This is a genomic window from uncultured Pontibacter sp. (assembly GCF_947495565.1).
Taxonomy (GTDB): domain Bacteria; phylum Bacteroidota; class Bacteroidia; order Cytophagales; family Hymenobacteraceae; genus Pontibacter.
This window is the reverse complement of record NZ_CANLZM010000012.1, coordinates 140,487-161,693: the sequence shown is the minus strand read 5'-3', so window position 1 is coordinate 161,693 and position 21,207 is coordinate 140,487. Positions and strand designations below refer to the sequence as shown.

At 50.7% G+C, this 21,207-nt stretch carries 22 protein-coding genes; 12 read left to right on the top strand and 10 right to left on the bottom strand.

What is annotated here, in order from left to right:
* Positions 1–33 precede the first annotated feature (33 nt).
* Both folP and cdaA read left to right on the top strand, forming a co-directional pair.
* On the top strand, positions 34–900 hold the full coding sequence (gene folP, locus Q1B04_RS15480; protein ID WP_299760395.1) for a dihydropteroate synthase: 867 nt from the start codon (positions 34–36) through the stop codon (positions 898–900).
* Positions 897–1,736: a diadenylate cyclase CdaA gene (gene cdaA / locus Q1B04_RS15475; protein ID WP_299760393.1), complete on the top strand. Its 840-nt coding sequence runs from the start codon at positions 897–899 to the stop codon at positions 1,734–1,736. Before folP ends, cdaA begins: the two co-directional genes overlap by 4 nt.
* Positions 1,737–2,079: 343 nt before the next feature.
* On the opposite strand, the gene Q1B04_RS15470 is transcribed toward cdaA, so the two are convergent.
* The 4 genes from Q1B04_RS15470 to Q1B04_RS15455 all read right to left on the bottom strand — a co-directional run bounded on the left by Q1B04_RS15470 (position 2,080) and on the right by Q1B04_RS15455 (position 5,176).
* Entirely contained in the window at positions 2,080–2,286 is a 207-nt protein-coding gene (locus tag Q1B04_RS15470) for a PLDc N-terminal domain-containing protein (protein ID WP_299760391.1), read from the bottom strand.
* A 3-nt stretch (positions 2,287–2,289) separates the two neighbouring features.
* Entirely contained in the window at positions 2,290–2,577 is a 288-nt protein-coding gene (locus Q1B04_RS15465; RefSeq protein WP_299760389.1) for a hypothetical protein, read from the bottom strand.
* Between the two features lie 97 nt (positions 2,578–2,674).
* The gene (gene kbl / locus Q1B04_RS15460) at positions 2,675–3,865 is read right to left on the bottom strand and encodes a glycine C-acetyltransferase (protein WP_299760387.1); all 1,191 of its coding nucleotides are present in this window, start codon (positions 3,863–3,865) and stop codon (positions 2,675–2,677) included.
* Between the two features lie 51 nt (positions 3,866–3,916).
* Positions 3,917–5,176 (bottom strand): hypothetical protein, encoded by a 1,260-nt coding sequence (locus Q1B04_RS15455; RefSeq protein WP_299760385.1) that lies wholly within the window; start codon positions 5,174–5,176, stop codon positions 3,917–3,919.
* 311 nt (positions 5,177–5,487) lie between these two features.
* Here Q1B04_RS15455 and Q1B04_RS15450 point away from each other — a divergent pair, with 311 nt between their 5' ends.
* The 5 genes from Q1B04_RS15450 to Q1B04_RS15430 all read left to right on the top strand — a co-directional run bounded on the left by Q1B04_RS15450 (position 5,488) and on the right by Q1B04_RS15430 (position 10,038).
* Positions 5,488–6,462, top strand: coding sequence for an NAD-dependent epimerase/dehydratase family protein (locus tag Q1B04_RS15450; RefSeq protein ID WP_299760383.1), 975 nt, complete (start codon positions 5,488–5,490; stop codon positions 6,460–6,462).
* A gap of 113 nt (positions 6,463–6,575) precedes the next feature.
* Positions 6,576–7,301, top strand: coding sequence for a DUF3891 family protein (locus Q1B04_RS15445; protein WP_299760381.1), 726 nt, complete (start codon positions 6,576–6,578; stop codon positions 7,299–7,301).
* 71 nt (positions 7,302–7,372) lie between these two features.
* On the top strand, positions 7,373–8,014 hold the full coding sequence (locus Q1B04_RS15440; protein ID WP_299760379.1) for a hypothetical protein: 642 nt from the start codon (positions 7,373–7,375) through the stop codon (positions 8,012–8,014).
* A 161-nt stretch (positions 8,015–8,175) separates the two neighbouring features.
* A complete protein-coding gene (locus tag Q1B04_RS15435) occupies positions 8,176–8,499 on the top strand; it encodes a thioredoxin family protein (RefSeq protein WP_299760376.1) in 324 nt (107 codons plus the stop codon).
* Between the two features lie 57 nt (positions 8,500–8,556).
* Complete coding sequence (locus Q1B04_RS15430; protein WP_299760374.1) at positions 8,557–10,038, top strand: DUF4403 family protein; 1,482 nt, start codon at positions 8,557–8,559, stop codon at positions 10,036–10,038.
* 94 nt (positions 10,039–10,132) lie between these two features.
* Here the strand turns inward: Q1B04_RS15430 and Q1B04_RS15425 are convergent, their stop codons facing one another.
* Complete coding sequence (locus Q1B04_RS15425; RefSeq protein ID WP_299760372.1) at positions 10,133–10,876, bottom strand: DUF6503 family protein; 744 nt, start codon at positions 10,874–10,876, stop codon at positions 10,133–10,135.
* 142 nt (positions 10,877–11,018) lie between these two features.
* Between Q1B04_RS15425 and Q1B04_RS15420 the strand changes: the two genes are divergently transcribed.
* Positions 11,019–11,981 carry a YihY/virulence factor BrkB family protein gene (locus tag Q1B04_RS15420; protein WP_299760370.1) on the top strand — a complete coding sequence of 321 codons (963 nt, stop codon included), beginning with the start codon at positions 11,019–11,021 and terminating at the stop codon, positions 11,979–11,981.
* A 181-nt stretch (positions 11,982–12,162) separates the two neighbouring features.
* Here Q1B04_RS15420 and rlmN read toward each other — a convergent pair whose 3' ends face one another.
* Together rlmN and Q1B04_RS15410 are read right to left on the bottom strand one after the other, a co-directional pair.
* Positions 12,163–13,236 carry a 23S rRNA (adenine(2503)-C(2))-methyltransferase RlmN gene (rlmN, locus tag Q1B04_RS15415; protein ID WP_299760368.1) on the bottom strand — a complete coding sequence of 358 codons (1,074 nt, stop codon included), beginning with the start codon at positions 13,234–13,236 and terminating at the stop codon, positions 12,163–12,165.
* A 9-nt stretch (positions 13,237–13,245) separates the two neighbouring features.
* Complete coding sequence (locus Q1B04_RS15410) at positions 13,246–13,686, bottom strand: thioesterase family protein (RefSeq protein ID WP_299760366.1); 441 nt, start codon at positions 13,684–13,686, stop codon at positions 13,246–13,248.
* A 128-nt stretch (positions 13,687–13,814) separates the two neighbouring features.
* On the opposite strand from Q1B04_RS15410, the gene mnmD reads away from it, so the two are divergent.
* From mnmD to Q1B04_RS15395, 3 genes are all read left to right on the top strand, one after another.
* On the top strand, positions 13,815–14,501 hold the full coding sequence (gene mnmD / locus Q1B04_RS15405; protein ID WP_299760364.1) for a tRNA (5-methylaminomethyl-2-thiouridine)(34)-methyltransferase MnmD: 687 nt from the start codon (positions 13,815–13,817) through the stop codon (positions 14,499–14,501).
* Between the two features lie 64 nt (positions 14,502–14,565).
* Complete coding sequence (locus Q1B04_RS15400; RefSeq protein WP_299760362.1) at positions 14,566–15,678, top strand: endonuclease/exonuclease/phosphatase family protein; 1,113 nt, start codon at positions 14,566–14,568, stop codon at positions 15,676–15,678.
* Between the two features lie 220 nt (positions 15,679–15,898).
* A complete protein-coding gene (locus Q1B04_RS15395) occupies positions 15,899–16,207 on the top strand; it encodes a hypothetical protein (RefSeq protein WP_299760360.1) in 309 nt (102 codons plus the stop codon).
* Positions 16,208–16,325: 118 nt separating this feature from the next.
* On the opposite strand, the gene Q1B04_RS15390 is transcribed toward Q1B04_RS15395, so the two are convergent.
* The 3 genes from Q1B04_RS15390 to bshC all read right to left on the bottom strand — a co-directional run bounded on the left by Q1B04_RS15390 (position 16,326) and on the right by bshC (position 19,186).
* Complete coding sequence (locus Q1B04_RS15390) at positions 16,326–16,859, bottom strand: TetR/AcrR family transcriptional regulator (protein WP_299760358.1); 534 nt, start codon at positions 16,857–16,859, stop codon at positions 16,326–16,328.
* 171 nt (positions 16,860–17,030) lie between these two features.
* Positions 17,031–17,609: a 5-formyltetrahydrofolate cyclo-ligase gene (locus tag Q1B04_RS15385; protein ID WP_299760356.1), complete on the bottom strand. Its 579-nt coding sequence runs from the start codon at positions 17,607–17,609 to the stop codon at positions 17,031–17,033.
* Positions 17,609–19,186 (bottom strand): bacillithiol biosynthesis cysteine-adding enzyme BshC, encoded by a 1,578-nt coding sequence (gene bshC, locus Q1B04_RS15380; RefSeq protein WP_299760354.1) that lies wholly within the window; start codon positions 19,184–19,186, stop codon positions 17,609–17,611. Before bshC ends, Q1B04_RS15385 begins: the two co-directional genes overlap by 1 nt.
* Positions 19,187–19,501: 315 nt before the next feature.
* On the opposite strand from bshC, the gene Q1B04_RS15375 reads away from it, so the two are divergent.
* Positions 19,502–21,160 carry a fatty acid--CoA ligase gene (locus Q1B04_RS15375; protein WP_299760352.1) on the top strand — a complete coding sequence of 553 codons (1,659 nt, stop codon included), beginning with the start codon at positions 19,502–19,504 and terminating at the stop codon, positions 21,158–21,160.
* Positions 21,161–21,207 lie beyond the last annotated feature (47 nt).

The window sequence follows — 21,207 nt, the reverse complement described above, 5'->3', positions numbered from 1 at the left end:
TTTTAGCTTTAATTTTAAAAATAATTGACTTACATGCCAACGTTGGAAGCGAAAGATACGCTTTTTAAGAAAAATTCCACACTAAACTGCCGCGGAAAGCTCCTCTCGCTGGAGGTGCCGCTGGTAATGGGCATCCTAAACCTAACCCCAGACTCCTTTTTTCTAGGTAGCCGCCTGAGCTCTGCTGATGAGGCCGTGCGTAAAGCAGAGCAGATGCTTTCAGAAGGCGCTGATATTCTGGATATTGGCGGCTACAGCACCCGCCCAGGCGCTTCAGATATTTCGCCTCAGGAAGAGCAGGACCGCATCATTCCGGCTATCGAAGCCATACAGCAACATTTTCCGGAAGCCGTTATTTCCGTGGATACTTTTAGGGCCGAAGTGGCCGAAGCAAGTATAGCGGCCGGTGCGCACATTATTAACGATGTTGGAGGCGGGCTGCTGGATGAGGCCATGTTTGAGACGGTGGCAAAGCTGCAGGTGCCGTATATACTGATGCACATGCGCGGCACGCCACAAACCATGGCCAGCCTTACAAAGTATAACAATTTAGTGGTGGACGTGCTGAGTGAGCTGCAGGTGCAGCTTGCTAAACTACAGCAGCTCGGCGTGAAGGATGTAATCGTGGATCCTGGCTTCGGCTTTGCAAAAACCGTGGAACAAAATTTCCAACTGCTCTGCCATTTAGATGATTTCCGTATCTTAGGCCTTCCGGTGCTTGCGGGCATGTCGCGCAAATCCATGGTTTACAAATCGCTGGAGATTAATCAGGCTGATGCGCTGACCGGCACAATAGCCGTAAACACTGTAGCGTTGATGAAAGGTGCCGACATTTTGCGGGTGCACGACGTAAAAGAAGCTAAGCAAACCATTGTACTTTTAGAGAAAACTAAACTTTGATCTTTTTATTCAGCATAGGGTTTTTAGAAATTGGGTGGATCGAGGTAATCGATATCCTGCTCGTGACGGTGCTGCTGTACCAGTTGTACAAGCTGTTGACAGGCAGCGTGGCACTGAAGATTTTCCTGGGCCTGCTTTCTGTATACCTGCTTTACCTGGTGGTGCGTGCCGCCGGCATGGAGCTGTTAACCATTATACTTGGCCAGTTTATGGGCGTGGGCGTGCTGGCTGCCATTATACTTTTCCAGCCCGAAATCCGGCGCTTCCTGCTGCTGATCGGCAAAACCACCTCCCTCAACCACGACCGTTTGTGGGGTTTTCCGTGGCGCCGCGAACAAAGCGAGAAACTAAGCCTTACGCCGTTTATAGAAGCATCAAAATCTTTGGCTGGCAAGAACACCGGCGCTCTTATTGTATTTGCGAAAAGCTCCGAACTGAAATACTACGCTGAGTCGGGCGATTTGATTGACGCGGTAATTTCGAAGCGGCTGCTTATGTCTATCTTCAACAAGCACAGCCCGCTGCACGATGGAGCCGTCATCATATCCGGTAACCGTATCAAGGCTGCCCGCTGCATTCTTCCGGTTTCAGAAAATCAGGAAATCCCGGCTTCGATGGGCCTTCGCCACCGCGCCGCCATCGGCCTGACAGAAATTACGGACAGCATTGTTTTAGTTGTATCCGAAGAGACCGGACAGATTGCGCTGGTACGCAACGGCGAAGCTTACCGCAATCTTTCTTCCGCCGACCTGCGCGTAAAGCTCAACCAGTTCCTGTTCGACACAGATCAAAAGCCAGCTACAGCCGTTTCTGAGAAATCGGTAAGCGCAGCGTAAATTTTATACTTAGAAAGATAATTTAGCAGCGTTCTCTTTACCTAGGTAAAGCTTCGTTTCGGCCACACAAGTATAAGCCATATCAATCTTCATTAACTAACCGCAAGTTTTCAACTCGTGGTTAGGCATGGCAGCATGCTATGCTTATACTTCTGTAACTGAGAGCTTGCCTCATGATGAGCCACAAGATGAAATCTCGCGGCTGTAGTAAAAACTGAAGAGCTAAAGCATACTTACCTAGCAATCCGCAGCAGAAGCCTGTTAAACAAGAGTGGCCGAAACAGTAAATACCCAAAACAACTCTCTAACTCTTCAACCCTCTAACTCTTCAACCCTCTAACTTCTAAAGCTTTCCTTGCCGCCGGTACCACACCAGCCAGTAGGCGGCAATGCCTAGCACAGGCACTACCCATAGTATAGCTACCCAGATAAGGCGCGACCCAACAGGGTAATCAGATTTAAAGATGAGATGAATTAGGGCGATGGCCACCAGCAGGTAATTCAGCGTGACCAGTAGGAAAATCTCGGGGTTACGTGCAAACAGCTCCATGGGCTAGAATAAGGTTTCACTTACAAACCACATCAGGTAGAGCAGTGCAGGCGCTAGCAACAGCAGAATAGTGCCGAAGTGCACACGTGTCCATTGCGGGTTCAGCAACATGCTCAGGTACGCCTCCACCGAAAGCAGCAGCGAGAAGTAGAACGCTATCTGCAACAGCGTATACATAATGTCGGCTTCGCCACGAATACCTGCCGTAGTGTAAGCCAGAAACGAGATCACCATCCACGACAGCACTGTACCCAACAACACTTGCCCCGGCTTTATCTTGATGTTATCCATACTGCTGATTTATCCTGAGTGTGGTACAAGTTAGGAAAAAATAAAGCCACTCCCATAGCAGGAGTGGCTTTTCTATACTTGAAGTATGGGTTTATACTTACTTGATTACACCAAGCTCTTTGCCCACTTCCACGAAAGCGGCAATACATTTGTCGATATGCTCTTTGTCGTGCACGGCGGATAGCTGCACACGGATGCGCGCTTGTCCTTTTGGCACTACCGGGTAGTAGAAGCCAATCACATAAATGCCTTTATCCAGCATGCGGGCTGCAAATTCCTGCGCCAGCGGGGCCTCATAAAGCATGACCGGCACAATCGGGTGGTCGCCAGGTTTAATGTCGAAACCGGCTGCTGTAATCTGCTCACGGAAATATTTGGTGTTCCACTCCAGCTTGTCGCGCAGCTCGGTGGTAGAGCTCAGCAGGTCCAGCACCGCTATAGATGCGCCCACAATAGACGGAGCCAGCGAGTTAGAGAACAAGTATGGGCGCGAACGCTGGCGCAGCATATCGATGATCTCTTTTCGGCCGGAGGTAAAACCGCCCATCGCGCCGCCAAGCGCCTTGCCCAGCGTGCCTGTAATGATGTCGATTTTGCCCACTACGTTGTGGTATTCGTGCGTGCCGCGGCCAGTCTTGCCCATAAAGCCAGAGCTGTGGCAATCATCCACCATAATCAGGGCTTTATACTTATCGGCCAGTTCCACAATCTTGTCCAGCTGCGCTACAGTGCCATCCATTGAGAAAGCACCATCCGTTACGATGATGCGGTGCTTTGCTCCCTGTGCCTCCTGCAGCTTCGCCTCCAGGTCCTCCATGTCGTTGTGGTTATAGCGGAATCGCTGTGCTTTGCACAGGCGCACGCCATCAATAATAGAGGCATGGTTCAGGGCATCAGAGATAATGGCTGATTCTGCATCAAAGAGCGGCTCGAAAACACCTCCGTTGGCATCGAAAGCGGCTGCGTAAAGTATAGTATCCTCGGTGCCGAGGAATTCTGAAATCTTACGCTCCAGTTCCTTGTGGATGTCCTGGGTGCCACAGATAAAGCGCACCGAGCTCATGCCGTAGCCGTGCGTATCGATCGCTTCTTTGGCAGCCTCGATCACCCTCGGGTGTGCCGACAGGCCCAGGTAGTTGTTGGCGCAAAAGTTAAGCACGTGGTGCATCTGCGTGGTGTCGATATCAGCGCCCTGCGGCGTGGTGATGATTCGCTCTTGTTTATACAAACCCGCCTCTTTTATCTCGGCAAGCTGCTGTTCTAAGTCTGGTTTTAAAGTCTCGTACATAGTTTCGTTTCTCGTTATACGTTGCTCGTTGTTTTCTCTTTTATAGTATGCTTACAGGCCGGTTGCCTCGCCGGTGTCGTCGGGCTTTGGCGGTGGCTTACGCATGATTGGCCTTGGCCGCGCAGGCTTTGGCGGTGGGGGTTCCTCTGCAGCATCGGTTTTCTCAGGTGCTGCTGCTTTATTTTCAGCTTGGTCTATACTTGCACGTTCCGTTTCTGATGCCTCAGCAGGTGGTTTCTGTAACGCTACCGGCCGTTTCATAACTGGCCTTGGGCGTGGCGGCTTTGGCTTGTCTTCAGCGGCAGGTACAGGCGCATTGGTAGCTGGTACACTTTGCTCTTCCTGCGTCGGCTGCTCTTCCTTTGGCTTCTGCAGTGCTACCGGGCGCGGACGCGGTGGCTTTGCTGTGGCCTCTTCAACTGGCTGCCCTGCTGATGGCTCAGGCTTTTCCTCCTCCTCCTGCGGTTTCTGTAAGGCAGCTGGCCGTTTGATAACCGGTCGTGGCCGGGGCGGCTTAGGTGTGTTATCAACTTCACCGGGAGTCTGCTCCTGCTGTGGCTGCTCCTCTTCAGGTTTAGGCTTCTGCAATGCCGCAGGCCGCTTTATCACCGGTCTTGGCCGTGCTGGCTTAGCCGCCGAAGCTTCCTCAGTTGCTGGTTTTATACTTTCCTCTGATGCTGGTGCCGAGCTTTTTCCCTCTGTCTTCTGCAGCGCGGCAGGGCGTTTGATGACTGGGCGCGGACGAGCAGCTGGCTTTTCGGTGTCAGAGCTTGCCGGTTTTTCAGTGCCTTCTGCCGCAGCTGGCTTTGGTATAACAGGGCGTTTTACCACAGGTCTTGGCCTTACGGCCGGTTTTGTATCCTCTGCTCCGCTTGCTTCTGTGGCTGGTTTTTCTGCGGCCTCACTTGCTGCAGTTTTTTGCATAGCGGCAGGTCTGCGCACTACAGGTTTCGGGTTGCTGTCTTCCGTTGCTGCCGTGGTTGCCCCTGCGGCAGGCTTAGCGGCAACCGCTCTTCTTGCCACGGCCGGGCGTGCAGCGGCTGGCTCAGCCTTTGGAATATCCTCTTCGGCCAGGTGGTAGCGCAGGCGCACATCGTTCAGCACCATCTTTACCTGCACCTGAAAGCTGTTCGGGTGCATCTGGGCGTACATATCCTGCCACGCCGCAAAGCGTGCCGGGTCTGCAGCCGCAAAAGCCGCTTTATTTATCCGCTTCTTAATCAGGTACTCTTCAAACGTCATGCTATACAGGCCTTTGATGCCGCAATTTACGGTTTCGGGTGCAAATAGGCTATTAATCCGCCGTTTCATCGTGGCATCCTTACAAATATAAGAAAATCCGCCTGCCGCGTCCGCCACAGGTTACCGATAGTTTAAGCTCAGTTATCTAATTATTAATTCTGCTTCAGCCCCTTTTAGCAAGCCTAAACGCAGGTTACCTTTGTTGCAAGGTGAAATAAAGATTAGTTTAGATTAGGTTGATGAGAGGCTGCTGACAGTTTGTGGGCGGCTTCTCTTGTTTTTGTTGTTTCCGCCAGCCTCCCGCCCCTCCTTTCTTCTGAAGTATATTTTTTGGATTGCACTGAATTCGGTTACTTTGTACAAAGAATTCTTATTTCGCTATGGCAAACACAAGTGATACGGTATTGGTGATTGGTGCCTGCGGGCAGCTGGGCTCTGAACTAACAATGGAGCTGCGCAACATGTATGGAGAAGCAAACGTGGTAGCGGCAGACATTGCCCCACCCAAACAGGCTGACCTGCGCGACTCGGGCCCTTTTGAGAAGGTGGATGTGCTGGACACAAAAGTATTGGCCGATCTGGCTGCAAAGTATAAATTCACTCAGATTTACCACCTGGCGGCAGTGTTGTCGGCAACCGGTGAGAAGAACCCCAAGTTTGCCTGGAAGCTGAACATGGATGGCCTTTTTAACGTGCTGGACCTGGCCCTGGAGCATAAAGTTGGCCGTGTGTACTGGCCTAGCTCCATCGCCTGTTTCGGACCGAGCACGCCGCGCCAGAACACGCCGCAGCAAACCATCATGGACCCGAATACTGTGTACGGCATCAGCAAACAGGCTGGTGAGCGCTGGTGCGAATATTACTTTCAGAAGTATGGCCTGGATGTGCGTAGCCTGCGCTACCCTGGCCTGATCGGGTACAAAGCCTTACCCGGCGGCGGCACCACCGATTACGCCGTGGATATTTACCACAAGGCGCTGGAGGGGGAGACTTTTGAGTGCTTCCTGAGCGAAGACACCTACCTGCCGATGATGTACATGCCCGACGCCCTCAAAGCCACCATCGACCTGATGCATGCACCGGCAGAGCAGGTAAAAGTACGCGATTCCTATAACCTGAGCGCCATGAGTTTCTCTCCTAAGGAAATAGCGGCTTCCATCAGAAAGCACATTCCGGACTTTGAGATTGCATACAAGCCTGATTCGCGCCAGCAGATTGCCGACTCCTGGCCACAAAGTATAGACGACAGCGCCGCCCAGCAGGATTGGGGCTGGAGCCCGAACTATACTCTGGACGCCATGACAGAGGACATGCTGCTAAACCTGAAGAAGATGAAGCAGGAGCAGGCTGTATAACTATAGCCCAAAAGTATAAACTACAGGAAAAGGCGGTGCGGAAGCATCGCCTTTCTTATTTACCCCAACTTTACGCCGCCAGTGCAGTTTATACTTGCAGCAAAGTATAAACTATGATTGTAAACGCTATACCCGAAGGCTGGGAGGTAATTTACCAGCAGGCGCACGGCATACTGGCCGCTGAGCTGGCGCACCAGTTAAAACCGGAACTGCAGTGCGCGCATTGGGTGGAAACACTGGTAGCCATTGCCAACCATGATAACCGCCAGCGCACCTGGCGCGGACAAGACGGACTTACGCCCGCCGGAGCCCCCGCTGATTTTACACTGCAGCCCAACACGCTGGAGCAGGCAAAAGCACTCATGCATGCCGTCCGCTTTCAGAGCCGCTGGGTAGCGTTGCTCACTTCCATGCACATGAGCTACCTCTACGAGAGCCGTCGCGGCGAGAGCAAAGCTACTGATACCTTTCTCGATGAGCAGCAGGAGCTACAGCAGAACTGCTTTAAAAGTATAGGCATCACGCAAAAAGAGGCTAAACAGGCTTACGCTATTATGCAGTGGTGCGACCGCCTCTCGCTTATACTTTGCCGCAACGAACTTCCTGCCGATGAGCGTACGCTGGAGATCACTACCGGACCGAATGAAGAAGTATACTTTATAAAGCAGCTGAACACCGAAACGGTACACGTGGAACCTTGGCCGTTTGCACAGCAGCGGCTGGAGGTGCAGGCAGAGTACCGGGTGCTGGAGCAGCTGCAGTTTAAAAACGACAAGGAGCTGGCGCAGGCACTGCATCAGGCGGAGGTAAAGTATAAAAAGTGGATGCTGGAAAAATAAGAAGCCATACTTACCGGAAATAAGAAATTTACTATATTTGGATAGTATAATTTAAACCTATTCAAATGAAGATGAAAAACAAACTTACCCTGCTGGCCCTTGCCTGCGGCCTCTCCTTTGCTGCCAACGCACAAGTTGCAGAACAAGAAACTTTAAAGCCAGTAACAGGCAATAAGACCCTGGAAGCTACTTTAAACTTTTTCGGCGGCGCCTCCACACAAATAAAGCTGCGCAAGTTTACCTCAGAGCAAAAAGCCGTCCGCTATACTGCTGGCATCTCCTATGATTATGATAAATTGGCAGACGACGCTAGCAGCTCCAGCCTGACAATAAGTTTTGCCCCAGGTTTTGAAAAGCACTTTGCCGGCACAAACAGACTTTCCCCATACCTTGGTTTTGCTGTACCTATTAGCCTTACAGGCAGCAAATTTGAAAGCGAATATTCCGAAATCAAAGGGGCGACCTCAGAGCATGGGTATGACAGATCCAAATTCTCAATTGGGGTGGATGGCCTGGCAGGTGTGGATTTTTATGTTGCGAAGAACTTTTACATCGGCTTTGAAGCTGGCGTTGGTCTTGCTTACAGAAAATACAGCGATGTAGAAGTGAAATATAAAAGCGACTTCACCAGAAACTCCAACATGGATGGTTACAATGGCATCAATTTCAGCACCTTTACAACCGGTGGCTTAAGAATCGGGTTTGCTTTCTAAAAAAATTTTATACCCGCTACGGCAAGGGCAGCAACCACAATTGCTGCCCTTGTTTTTTTACAGACCTCTTCTTGCCCCGCTAAATATCTGCTTTAACCCATATTTCTGAATCTACGTCTATACTTCTGTAACCGGCCATACTGCCGGCCAAAGAGACTACAATGGTAACAGAATCAAACGACAACGAGCTACGGAAACTGATTTTTGAACGGGATAAGGTAATCGTGAAATTCACGGCTGAAAACTGCCCGGTATGCAAAGTAATGGAGCCGAAGTATAAATTACTGTCTAAAGAGCCCAATTACAGCGAAATTACCTTTCTGCGCATGAGCGCCAACGAAAACCCGGTATCCAGCAAAGAGGTAAAACTAAAAGGCACGCCTTTTTTTGCCACCTACCGCAAAGGCACTTTAGCAGATTGTGGCATAGCAGCCACAGAGGAGGAGCTGCGGGAGATGCTGCAGCGGCTGCTTCAAATTAACTGATCTTATTTTAAAGGAACGTCCCTTACTTTCTAGCTGTTACGGAAAACCTGTGCTACCTTGCGCGGCTTTTTAATCAGCTCACACGTGACTCCAAAAATCTTACGAACATTGCCTGTGCTACTCCTGACAGTAGCCTCTGCCTTTATTATACCCGGCTGCTCCAGCACCGATAAACTGAACACAGCCGCACCTGCTGCCATTGCCTCGGCTGCGCCTGCTTATAGGCCGCAGCTTTCGTCCATCACCGTGCCGGTTTCCATATCAGTGGCGGCCATGGAGGCTAAGCTGAACCAGGAGATAGCCGGCACTTTGTACAAAGACACCAACCTGAGTGATGATAACATTGCGGTAACCGTTACCAAAAACGGCAACCTGAGCATGCGCGCCGAGAAAGATAAAGTATACTTTTCGGTGCCGCTCCGCATCTACGCCAAGGGCCGCTGGAAGTGGGACCCGTGCAAACTCTGCCCTTCCATCGACAAAACCGAGGACACCACGTTCGATATGATCATCAAAACCGAAAGCAGGGTCGGGTTAACAGAAGATTACAAGATCAGCACAAGCACCAGCGGAGACTTTGAGTGGGGCAATACCAAGCCGGTACTGGAGCTCGGACCTCTTAAAATAGGGCTTGCACGCTTTGTAGAGCCGGCTATGCGCCAGCAAATGGCAACGCTTTCGAAGCAGCTGGACAAGGAGCTGCAGAGCCGTCTGGACGTAAAAAAATATATTGCTGACGCATGGCAGCAGCTGCAGGAGCCTGTAAAGCTGGATGATAACTTGAATGCCTGGCTAACTGTAGTGCCGCAGGAAGTACGCATGGCTCCGCTGCTGGCTCAAAACGGCAACCTGAACACCCGCCTCGGCATCACCTCCTACATAACTGTTACCACAGACGGAAAACCGCAGGTGCAGGTAAACAAAAAACTGCCAAAGCTGATTTTGGACAGCCGCATGAGCGATGACATACAGATTGGCTTAACCGCCAACATCCCGTATGCTCACGCCAGTAAAATGGTGCAGGAGCAGGTGGCAAAACAGACATACAAGTTTGACGGCGGCAAGAGCGAGATTACGGTAAATGAGGCAGCCATTACGCCCAGCGGAAACCAACTGGTGCTGATGCTGGACGTGAACGGCAAAACCAAGGCCGGCATTTTCACTAAAAAGATTGTGGGCAAAGTATACCTGCGCGGTACTCCGTATTACGATGCTGAAACTGCCTCTATAAAGGTGCGCGACGTAGCCTACGACCTCGACACGAAAGACCGGATACTGAGCACGGCCAGCTGGCTTGCCCAGAATAAATTTGAACAGATGATACAGCAGCAGGTAAGCATCCCGGTGAGGCACGAGCTGGAAAACGCCCGTAAAATGCTGCAGAGTTCCCTCGATAAGCAGGGCCGCGTGCATGAGTCGGTGCTGCTGCGCGGAAGTATAAAAGATATCACGCCGGATAACCTGTACCTGACGCAGGATGGCATCAAAGCCGTAGTGAACGCCAAAGGCACGCTCACCGCTACAATAGACAAGTTGTAGTTTCCAGGCAAAAGCCTGTTTTATAAAAGACAAAGGATTTCTTTCAGGCAGAGAGAAGTCCTTTGTCTTTTATAAACTGTTTATTTACCAAATGTCAGAATTTCTCTATCGGCTTTGGGCTGTTAAATACCTTATCCGGCACTTTGGCGGGGGCAGCGATATGGAACAGTTCAAAGTCGCTTTGCGGATTGCTGCGGTCGCTGGCTAGCTTAATGCTGCCGTAGTCTCGGTAGTCGCTCCAGCGACGGGTAAAGGTAGGTTCCGCATCCTCATAGTTCCGGAAAAAGGCCCACTGCGTTACCAGCCCCTGCTCCTTATCCACCCATACTTTATACTTATTCTGAGGCGTTAGCCCTACGTTTTCAAAGGTCATCTCCAGCACATCCGCCTGTTTGCCGTCTATGGTTTCTTCTTCACCGATGTAGCGTAGATTTACGCCTGGGTCTTGTAGTTTAAAAGGCATCACGAGCCAGTAAGAATTGTTTATCCAAAGTGCATGGGCACGCTCCAGCAGCTTCTGCTTCTCCTGCGCATCCTGCAGCTCTTTGCCGGCTGCGTATACTTTGCCCTCTTTTGTTTGCGTGTTGATGATGGCTACTAGGCTGTCCTTTTCCCAGCGGAACCGGTTCTGGTGCTTGTCCCATACTTGATATTGGTTATTAAAAGTCCAGGCGAGGTAGCGGGTGTCGCTCCAGCCTTCCTCCCCGCCCATGTTTTCCACTACCTTACGGGCAATACTTTTGGCTTTGTCGTCGGGCGATTGGGCACAGGCGGCAAGCAGTGGCAGCACCAGCAGGCAAAGGCAAAAGAAGGGGCGAAGCAGGTTTGGTTTTGGCATGAGTTCATATTTAAAAGGTGCGCTCACGTGTACGCATTTATACTTGTGCAGGATGCCGCCATAGTAAGGCAGGAGGCGCAATTTTAACTTAACGCAGAGCCGTTGCGTACTCTAAAGCCATACCAAACTCGACCAATGCCTTATGTCCAGATATACTTTATCAGGAATCTTTCAGCTACTGAAAACATCTGTGGATGGCTTCCTTGAGGCCTACTCTCTCAGGCTGGCGGCTGCGCTGGCTTTCAATGCCATTTTCTCTATTCCGCCCCTACTGCTCATTATTATTAAAGCGGCAGGCTTTTTCTTTGGGGAGGAGGCCGTGTCAGGGAAGCTGGAGGAGGAGGCGTCTACGGCTATAAGCCCTGAGGCTGCCGCCTCTATACAAACCATGGTGCAGAATGCCAGCTCGAGCGAGTCTACGGGTTGGGCCATGTGGGTAGGTGTCGGCACGCTTATCTTTGCCTCTACCACCTTTTTTGTAACATTGCAGCAGTCGCTCAACAGTGTCTGGAACCTGAAGGTGAAACCGACCAGCGGCATCCTGCGCATGGCCAAAGAACGTGTTTTTTCTTTTGGCCTGATTCTGAGCATTTCGCTTTTAATGCTGATTTCCTTTGTGATAAGTGCGGCTATCTCAGTACTGAGCGGCTACTTATCGGATTTGCTTCCGGGCATTGGGGTTTGGGTAATCAAGCTACTGGACTTTGCCATTTCTATCGGCCTGATTACGCTGCTTTTCGCTCTGATTATGAAATATTTGCCAGATGCCAATATCCGCTGGAAAGACACCTTGATCGGCGCACTGATTACAGCTATACTTTTCACAGTTGGTAAGTTTTTGATCAGCTGGTACATTGGCACCTCCAACCCCGGATCTGCATACGGCGCAGCAGGCTCCATCATACTTATACTTGTGTGGATCTACTACTCTTCTATGATTATATTTTTCGGGGCTGAGTTTACGCAGCAGTACGCCCGCAAGTATGGTCAGCGCATCACTCCTAAGCAACATGCCGTGTTTGTGGAAGAGCGGGAGATTACCGATAAGCCCAGAGACCTGGAGGGCACCGGCAGGCCAAAAGCCGAAGGCAGGTTTAAAGGGTAGATTTTCACGTATCCCGTGGCATGACTTTTAGCATTACGTAAGGTTTATACATAGCAAAACCGGCTCCTGCGAATAGTTAGCGCAGGAGCCGGTTTTATACTTTTGCTCAGGGTAATTAATTCCTGTGTGAATCGTGCTACTTGATACGTGCTACTTGATACGTGCTACCAAATACGTCAGACTACGCTGTTGTCTTCTCCTTCACGGCCAACTGTCCGCAGGCGGCGTCAATGTCTTTGCCACGGCTGCGGCGCACGTTTACCTGCAGGCCACGGTCGGCGAGGTAGTAAATGAACTTCTGCAGGCGGTCATCGTCGGTGTTCTGGAAATCGGCGTTCTCGATGGGGTTATACTCGATGATGTTGATCTTGCACGGGATGATTTTCGAGAAACGCAGCAAGTCTTCGGCATCGGCGGCAGTGTCGTTAAAGTTATCGAACACAATGTACTCATACGTTACCTTGCGGCCGGTTACCTGGTGGTAATGCTTCAGGGCATCTGTCAGGGCTTCCAGCGAGTTTGACTCGTTGATCGGCATGATCTGGTTTCGCTTCTCATCGTTGGCTGCATGCAGCGACAGCGCCAGGTTGGCCTTAACGCCATCATCAGCCATCTTCTTGATCATTTTAGCAATACCTGCTGTACTAACCGTAATGCGGCGCGCAGCCATGCCCAAGCCATCGTGTGCCGTAATGCGCTCAATGCTCTTCATTACATTGGCGTAGTTCAGCATCGGTTCACCCATACCCATGTACACAATGTTTGTAAGCGGCTGGCCGTACTGCTTCATACTTTGCTCGTTTATGCGCACCACCTGATCATAGATCTCGGCGGCATCGAGGTTGCGCACGCGGTCCATGTAGCCGGTGGCGCAGAACTTGCAGGTTAGCGAGCACCCTACCTGGCTGCTCACGCAGGCGGTTTTGCGCTCATCATGCGGAATCAGCACGCCTTCCACTATGTGGGCATCGTGCAGTTTGAAGGCAGATTTTATGGTGCCGTCGTTGCTCAGCTGCTGGGTAGCCACCTGCACGGCATTTACCGTAAAGTGCTGGTCCAGCTTCTCGCGCAGGGCAAGGCTTACGTTGTTCATCTCCGCAAACGACTGTGCCGAGTGCTTCCAGAGCCACTCATACACTTGTTTGGCACGGAAAGGCTTCTCCCCGTTCTCCACCAGCCACGCCTTCAGATCGTCCAGCGACAGCTTCCGGATGTCCTTCTTATTCAGGATATTTATATCTGCAATCAAACTCATACTGCAAAATTACAAAAATCCTCCTGCATTAGTTTCAATCTTTGCTTTTACTTCGGCGGGAAGCGCCATTAGTTTGCGTTGCTCGTAATCAAAACAAAGCATACCTGTTTTGGCGCGCGCCACTTCTTTGCCGTTCTGGTTGGTGATGTGGTAGGTAATATCGAAGCCATACTTGTTCAGGTCATCAAAGGCGAGGTTTATACTTAGCATATCGCCGTAAAAGCCTTCTCCTTTATACTCTATCGCTACATCGGCCATAATCATACTTGCGCCGCCTATACTTAGCTCGCTCCAGCCAAAGTGGTTTAGTAGCTGCATACGCGCCTCATGCATAATTGAGAGCAGGGCATCGTTGCCGAGGTGGTTGCCGTAGTTCAGGTCGGTTACGCGCACCGGAATATGGGCTGTAAAGTGTGTTTTAGCGGGGATGTTAACTTTGACTCTTGCCATAGAAAGGGGCAGCAGAAAGCATACTTCTATACTTCTTGGCTAGTTTATATAGTTTTATTAAATTCTAATATCGATATATTGCGGCCGCAAGGCAGTAATGCGTACCTTTGCAAAGTAATACAAAAACCATGCACCTCGAAATCCGACAGACAAAAGACGGCTCCAACACCCTTTTCGTGCCCGAACTGAACGAGCATTACCACTCGGTGCATGGGGCGCTGCAGGAGTCGCAGCATGTGTTTATCAAGTATGGCCTGGAGCATGTGCTGGAGCAAAAGAAAGACCTGAAGGTGCTGGAGATTGGCTTTGGCACCGGCCTTAACGCCATACTTACGTTTCCGTTTGCGTTGGCAAAAAAGGCCTTTGTTCAGTATGATACCCTGGAGAAGTATCCGCTATCGGAGGAGGTGGTGCAGCAACTGCATTACGAGAACATCATCCTGAACCCGGAGCTGTACGATTATTTCCTGAAACTGCACGCAGCCCCCTGGAACGAGCCCGCAGACATTATCCCATACTTTACGCTGCAGAAAATGCATGAGTCGCTGGAGGAGTTTGTGGCGCCCAACTCATACTATGATGTAGTGTATTTTGATGCCTTTGCCCCGGAAAAGCAGCCTGAACTGTGGACTGACGCCATATTTGAGAAGCTGTTTAAGTCTATCCGACCGGGCGGCATACTGGTTACCTATTGCGCCAAAGGCTCTTTTAAGCGCAGCCTGAAAGCGGCCGGTTTTGAGGTGGAGGCGCTGCCGGGCCCTCCGGGCAAGCGCGAGATGACGCGCGGCCTGAAGCCTTTGCCAGCTATCAGCTAACACAGGCTATGGTGCTGGCTTTAATAAGTGGGAAAAGCACCTGTTGCACCCCGAAAACATAATCATGAAGCAGGCACTCATCATTCTAATTCGCGCAGTAGCAGCCATCGCTATACTTGGCACTGTCGTTCCGCTTTTCTCTTCAGAGGAATGGTATGTGCGCATGTTTGATTTCCCGAGGCTACAGCTTTTCTTTCTGGCCGTTATCAGTCTGCTGCTTTTTTACTTTTTCGATTATCAGCACCGCAAAAGAGGCAAGCTGCTGCTTTTTGCGCTAATAGCCACAGTTGTTTACCAGTCCATCAACATTTACCCTTACACTATACTTGCGCCGGTGCAAACAAAGCAGACAGAGCGCGACCCTTCCGACACGACCCATGTTAGCGTTATGGTGGCCAATGTGCTGATGACCAACAGGGACTATGGCTTGCTGGTTGACATGGTGAAGCGCTACCAACCCGATGTGCTGCTGACTTTGGAATCTGACGCTGCCTGGCAGGAGGCCCTTAAAAAAGTTACCGACCATTACCCTTACCGTATGGAAGTGCCGCTGCCTAATACCTACGGTATGCACCTTTACAGCAGGCTGCCCTTGCGCCAGAAGAAGGTCAGTTATATTTTGGATAATGAAATCCCATCCCTTAAAACCTATTTGCAGCTGCGCAGCGGCGATTGGGTAGAGCTGCGGGGCGTTCACCCGAAACCGCCTGTACCTACCGAGGAGGAGCACTCCCGTAAGCGCGACGCGGAGATTATTATTGTGGGCAAAGAAGCCGCAGCCTCTAAATACCCTGTTATAGTGGCCGGTGATTTTAACGATGTCGCCTGGTCACCTACTACCCGGCTTTTCCAGGAGGTAAGCCAGCTGCTGGACCCACGCGTGGGCCGTGGCTTCTTCAGCACCTACCACGCGCACTATCCTCTGTTTCGCTGGCCTCTCGATCACGTTTTCCACTCCAACCATTTTAAGCTGGTGGATATGCAGCGTTTAGACGGCATCAACTCAGACCATTTCCCTATTTATATAAAGCTGAGCTATGAGCCGCACGAGAAGTATGAGCAGACAGCTCCTGCCCCGGACGAAGACACGCAAGAAGAAGCAGCGGAAACGATAGAAGAGGGAGCAGAGGAGGCAAAAAAAGAGGGAAAAACACCGGACACGTTAACAGTCAAGTAGTTGTACTTTAAAAGAGTTGTTTTTCTACCAAGCCTGCCCTTTATACTTTATGCACCTGTAGCTGCGCATTATTCCTAATATTGTCCGCATCGAAGATAAACTTTAGCTAGGGCGAAAAGGTTAGAAGCTAAATTGCACTTTTTTGCAGCCACTATACTTTTAAATTTCAAATAAAGCCTTACATTGCAATACTGAAAAGTATCTCCAAATCGTTCATCATATGAAAAGCTTACTTAGAAAAGTCTCTTCCAGCATCATTAAACCGTTTCTTCCTAAGTATGAAGTGGTTTGCACCTCTTATCAGGTAATTCCGGGGCTACCGGTAAACGGCAATCAGCAAAAGCACACCTTCGAGAAAGGCGCCTCTGAAGAAGCCAGAAAGTTCTATGTTAAAGTGATCAGCTCTGACATGACCAGAACCATGGCTCCTGTAGAAGTACACCTGAAGCGCCGCGGCAAGACTATCGAGAAGCAGCACTTTGGCCCGGTGGATGAGTTGAAGAAATTTAACATTGTGTACAAAGGCTAAACATACTGCTTAAACCAGCCATATAAGTAAAAAGCCTCCTGATGCAATATCGGGAGGCTTTTTACTTATATGGCTGCACCTTAACGCAGCTGGGACTTTGCACCTGTGCTACAGCAGATTATTTAATAAATTTTGCTTTTATCAGATCCAGCATCTTCGTAAAATGGGTTTTGTCTTCGTTTGTGAGATAAGCTCTCCAAAGCCCTTCTACCAACAGCATCAGGATTTCCGTTTCCAGCTCCGGCTCGTTATGACCCAATTTTCGGAACGCCTCTACCAGCTTAGCCTTTACAGAGTTCAGGTAACGCTGGTGATGCCGCTGCGCCACCTCTTCGTCTACCATGCGGAACTGCATCAGCCAGAAATCCCTTTCATCCTCTACCAGCTTCTGCGGCATGTCCAGCACGTTGCTGATGAGCTTGGCAGGGTCGTTCTCCTCCACCGACTTTTTACTTTTTTCGGTAATACGCCTGTAGCCCGCCTTTACAACTGCTTCCAGCAAATTCTCTTTGCTGATGTAATGTTTAAATATAAGTCCTTCTGACACGCCAGCAGCTTTAGCTATCTGGCTAGTCGGTGTGGCATCGTACCCTTTTTCAGCAAAGAGGTTTAATGCAGTGTCTAAAATAATTTCTTTCTTGGTCTTGGGCATCTTCGTACTAAAATAGCGGGTTATCCTTACATCAGCTACTGGTTTGGCAGGTTATGAACACTTGCCTGCTAAGGCTAAACACAAAAGTACAATATAGCTAATTAAAAAATAAGCTTATAACGCTATACGTTTGTTTCTACAAACATTTTTATAATAATAACATGCCTGTTCTTATGCAGACGGGAACCACACCCCCTCCGGCATTACCACTGCATCCAGCGGCACATCATACGGATTGGTGTCATTTATACTTTCAACGGGCGGCTCCAGCGATAAGCCAACTTTAAGCACGTCCGGGCGGCAGTCGGCCAGGAAGCGATCGTAAAAGCCCTTGCCGTAGCCCACGCGGTGGCCCGCTTCATCAAAAGCCAGCAACGGTATCAGCACTACATCCACTTCCGGCGCATGGATAATGTGCGCGTTCTGAGGTTCGGGGATGCCCCACTTGTTCTCCATCAGCACGGCCTCATCGGTGAGGTGATGGTGCGTAAGAATGTTCTGGGACACATCGGTTACCGGCACGGCCACGCGCACCTCCGGGTGCTGCCGCCGCAGCCTGTCAATGATCAGCCAGGTATCTACCTCGTTGTTTTTAAGGATGGGCAGAAACACATGCACCGTCTGGCCTGCCTTTAACGCAAAGCAGCTAAAAAACTGATCGGCTATTTGCTGGCTGCGTAGCTGCACCTCCTCCGCCGGAAGCGCGCGCCGCAGCTGCAGCATCTGTCTGCGCAGCTCCGATTTCTGCATTATTCCTCCTCCAGAATAGTAAACTTAAACTCCAATGGATCGAAGGCCTCTACCAAGGCAGGTATAAAGTCCGGGTTGTTGGTTTTGTAGGTCAGCAGGTTGTCTTTTCGCTCCTGCAGCGTGCCACCCGGAAAGAGTTTATCCTTCAGGTTTTCCAGTTGCTTAAAGGTCTGCTCATGCTTGCTGTCGCGGGCTTTGGATATTTTCTTCTCCAGCATCTGCAGCGAGTTTGTAGCCTTCTGCGACTCTGCGCCTACAGCCTTGGTCAGGGTTGGGTCTATACTTTCGGCCAGTTTCTCTACTTCTGCAAAGGCAGCGGCTACAGCTTGGCGCTGCGCCTCCAGGTTAATTTCCTCTTCGTGCAGCTGCCCGGAGAGCTGCTTCTTCAGTTCCTGAAAATCCTGGAAAAGGTCCTGCGGCTGCAGGTTAAGCTTGTGCATGCGGCTGGCGTTGCTGCGGCTAATGTAAAGCGCCGAGTTGCGCAGCATCAGCACCGGAAAAGCTACGTCATACTTGGCAAACAGCTCTTTCAGCTGGAACCAGTAAGCCACTTCCGCGCCACCGCCAATGTAAGCCAGGTTCGGAAGTATAAGCTCTTCGTATAGCGGCCGAAGTATAACGTTAGGGCTAAAGCGCTCCGGGTGCTGCTGCGCCTCTTTGCGGATTTCCTCCAGCGTAAAGCTCAGGTCTGTATTCAGAACATTATACTTGTCGCCTTCCTGCACGATGCGCTCGCGCAAGGTATCGGTCAGGTAAAACAGGTTGATTTCACGGGAGTATACTTGTGGCTTGTAACCCAGCTGCTCCAGTTTCTGGCTTGTCTGCTCTACCAGCCTGTTGGAAAGCTGCTCGGTCAGCTCCTGCTCTACTATTGGCGTCAGTGCCTTTTTCAGTGCTGCGTGGTCGCCGTCTATACTTACCAGGCCATAGGCGCCAAAGAGTGCATGCGTAATAGTGCGTGTGGCATCAGCCAGGTTCTTGCTATTGCGGTAGGCCTCCTCAAAAATAGGGTAAGCTTCCGGCAACTCAGCTAGCAGCGTGTCCATGTCCTGGGTTGAGAAGCGGCCAACGGCACCGGTCTGCCCGGTTTCCCAGGTATACTTTTTGCCGAACAGGTTAAAATGGTTGATTTCAGCAAAATCATGGTCTTCGGTGGCCATCCAGTAAACCGGCACAAAATTATAGTCCGGATACTTTTCCTGTAGCTGTCTGCACGTGTTTATCGCCGTAATAATCTTATACACAAAGTATAGCGGGCCGGTAAAGATATTCAGCTGGTGGCCGGTAGTGATGGTAAAGGTGTTAGGCTGTAGCAGCAGCTCAAGGTTTTGCTGCACCTGCGGATTAATTTCGGAGATGGAAGTATACTGCTCCTCAAGCGCCGTGTACAAAGTCTGGCGCTGTGTTTCCGTAAAGCTCTTTTCTTTGGTCTGAGCCTCAAAAGCGTCCAAGGCTGGGAAGTGGTTATAGAATGGCCGCAACTGCTCGCCACGCCCAAGGTAGTCGGTTATAGTCTGGGAAAAAGCGCCTGTGGCGGCGTAATCTATCTTCGTGATCTTCATGGTCTGTACATCCATCTGCTTATGTAGCCGTAGGTTTAGCCCTTTTAACAGGTTAGGCCGAAATGTGTTGCAGCAATTTTTGCGCGTACGCAAAGTTACAGGATTTATCTGCGTTTTACAGAACCCACGATAGAAAGCAAGCTCATACAGATAAGCTGCAAGACAGCAATATATTTTGCTGCTATCGTGGCAGGTATACGTCACTCGGTCAGCAGCGTTAGTTACGGGCGCTTGTACCAGATTCGGTGCATAGCTGCAACTGCGTGCTCCCGAAACAGGTATAGAGAAAGCTAGAAAGGCATAACGTTAAACCCTCATTAAAACCAGGCTATGGCTACCCCTCGCATCCTTTCTCCCACACCGGAGGCACACCAGTCGCAGTTGCTTATCCGCAGCATTTTAGAGCAATCGCTGAAGTATGAGTCAGACAGGGAAATCGTTTACCGCGACATCTCCCGCATTACTTATAGCGAGATGAACAAGCGCGTGGCACGGCTGGCAAACCTGTTGACCAACCACTTGGAGGTTGCGCAGGGCCAAACCGTTGCGTTTCTGGATTACGACAGCCACCGCTACCTGGAGGGTTACTTTGCCATACCTATGGTTGGCGCTGTGCTGCACATGATCAATTTCAGGCTCTCGCCGGAGGAGATACTTTATACTATAAACCACGCCGAGGATGCCGTTATATTTTGCCACGAGGATTTCCTGCCTATACTTGAGGCACTGCGGGGCAGAATGGAAACGGTAAAGAAAATTGTGCTGCTTTCTGATTCCGGCGCTGAGGCGACATCGGCGTTGCCATTAGAGGGCGAGTACGAGAAACTCCTGCTAAACCAACCCGACAGCTATACTTTCCCTGACCTTCCGGAAGATGCCATTGCCACCACCTTTTATACGACCGGCACCACAGGCCTGCCCAAAGGTGTATACTTCTCGCACCGCCAACTGGTGTTGCATACGTTTGGTTTGGCCACTGCACTGGGTGCCATGGATAATGCCGTTAAGATCGGCTCTAATGATGTATACATGCCTATCACGCCGATGTTTCACGTGCACGCCTGGGGATTTCCGTACTTAGCCACTTTTCTGGGGATGCAGCAAATTTACCCCGGCCGCTACGAACCGGCCATGCTGCTGCAACTGGTGCTGAAGGAAAAGGTAACCATCTCGCATTGCGTGCCTACCATCCTGCAGATGCTTGTAAACAGCCCGCAGGTAAAATCTTTTAGCCTCACGAACTGGAAAGTGATTATAGGTGGAAGTGCGCTGCCTCGCGGCCTTGCCATGACGGCTATGGGTTTAGGTATTGAGGTAATTACTGGCTACGGCATGTCAGAAACTTGCCCGGTACTGTCACTGACCTATCTCAACAGAAAAACCATGGACTACCTTACCGAGGACGAGGAAGCCGACCTGCGCATAAAGACAGGCCGCCCGATACAGATGGTAGACCTTAGGCTGATGAACGAGGAGGGCCAGTTTTTACCGAACGACGGTAAGTCAACGGGCGAGATTGTGGTGCGTGCGCCGTGGCTAACCCAAGGGTATTACAAGGACGAGGAGCGCAGCCTCGAGCTCTGGAAACACGGCTACCTACACACCGGCGACATTGCCACCATTGACCCCGATGGCGTAATAACCATCACCGACCGGAAAAAGGATGTGATCAAATCCGGGGGTGAGTGGATCTCCTCGTTGCTGCTGGAAAGCCTGATCTCACAGCACCCCGACGTGCAGGAAACAGCCGTAGTAGCCGTGCCGGACCAACGCTGGCAGGAACGCCCACTGGCTTTGGTGGTTGCCAAACCCGATGCAAGTATAACCGACGAGGACCTGATCCGGCACATGGAGCAATTCTCGGATAGCGGTAAAATCAGCCACTACGCCGTGCCCAAGCAGTTCCGGTTTGTTACCGAGATTCCAAAGACTAGCGTGGGAAAAATAGACAAGAAGCGTATTAAAAAAGAGCTGGCATCAGAAGACTGATTTCCACGAAATTAAGCTTATCCACAGTATCAACATAGTTACCAACA

What these genes read in the sequence shown, in the direction of transcription:
- folP (WP_299760395.1), top strand. Translation starts at nt 34, where the DNA reads ATGCCAACGTTGGAAGCGAAAGATACGCTTTTTAAGAAAAATTCCACA.
- Q1B04_RS15470 (WP_299760391.1), bottom strand. Translation starts at nt 2,286, where the DNA reads ATGGAGCTGTTTGCACGTAACCCCGAGATTTTCCTACTGGTCACGCTG.
- Q1B04_RS15465 (WP_299760389.1), bottom strand. Translation starts at nt 2,577, where the DNA reads ATGGATAACATCAAGATAAAGCCGGGGCAAGTGTTGTTGGGTACAGTG.
- kbl (WP_299760387.1), bottom strand. Translation starts at nt 3,865, where the DNA reads ATGTACGAGACTTTAAAACCAGACTTAGAACAGCAGCTTGCCGAGATA.
- Q1B04_RS15455 (WP_299760385.1), bottom strand. Translation starts at nt 5,176, where the DNA reads ATGAAACGGCGGATTAATAGCCTATTTGCACCCGAAACCGTAAATTGC.
- Q1B04_RS15450 (WP_299760383.1), top strand. Translation starts at nt 5,488, where the DNA reads ATGGCAAACACAAGTGATACGGTATTGGTGATTGGTGCCTGCGGGCAG.
- Q1B04_RS15445 (WP_299760381.1), top strand. Translation starts at nt 6,576, where the DNA reads ATGATTGTAAACGCTATACCCGAAGGCTGGGAGGTAATTTACCAGCAG.
- Q1B04_RS15440 (WP_299760379.1), top strand. Translation starts at nt 7,373, where the DNA reads ATGAAAAACAAACTTACCCTGCTGGCCCTTGCCTGCGGCCTCTCCTTT.
- Q1B04_RS15435 (WP_299760376.1), top strand. Translation starts at nt 8,176, where the DNA reads ATGGTAACAGAATCAAACGACAACGAGCTACGGAAACTGATTTTTGAA.
- Q1B04_RS15425 (WP_299760372.1), bottom strand. Translation starts at nt 10,876, where the DNA reads ATGCCAAAACCAAACCTGCTTCGCCCCTTCTTTTGCCTTTGCCTGCTG.
- Q1B04_RS15420 (WP_299760370.1), top strand. Translation starts at nt 11,019, where the DNA reads ATGTCCAGATATACTTTATCAGGAATCTTTCAGCTACTGAAAACATCT.
- rlmN (WP_299760368.1), bottom strand. Translation starts at nt 13,236, where the DNA reads ATGAGTTTGATTGCAGATATAAATATCCTGAATAAGAAGGACATCCGG.
- Q1B04_RS15410 (WP_299760366.1), bottom strand. Translation starts at nt 13,686, where the DNA reads ATGGCAAGAGTCAAAGTTAACATCCCCGCTAAAACACACTTTACAGCC.
- mnmD (WP_299760364.1), top strand. Translation starts at nt 13,815, where the DNA reads ATGCACCTCGAAATCCGACAGACAAAAGACGGCTCCAACACCCTTTTC.
- Q1B04_RS15400 (WP_299760362.1), top strand. Translation starts at nt 14,566, where the DNA reads ATGAAGCAGGCACTCATCATTCTAATTCGCGCAGTAGCAGCCATCGCT.
- Q1B04_RS15395 (WP_299760360.1), top strand. Translation starts at nt 15,899, where the DNA reads ATGAAAAGCTTACTTAGAAAAGTCTCTTCCAGCATCATTAAACCGTTT.
- Q1B04_RS15390 (WP_299760358.1), bottom strand. Translation starts at nt 16,859, where the DNA reads ATGCCCAAGACCAAGAAAGAAATTATTTTAGACACTGCATTAAACCTC.
- Q1B04_RS15385 (WP_299760356.1), bottom strand. Translation starts at nt 17,609, where the DNA reads ATGCAGAAATCGGAGCTGCGCAGACAGATGCTGCAGCTGCGGCGCGCG.
- bshC (WP_299760354.1), bottom strand. Translation starts at nt 19,186, where the DNA reads ATGGATGTACAGACCATGAAGATCACGAAGATAGATTACGCCGCCACA.
- Q1B04_RS15375 (WP_299760352.1), top strand. Translation starts at nt 19,502, where the DNA reads ATGGCTACCCCTCGCATCCTTTCTCCCACACCGGAGGCACACCAGTCG.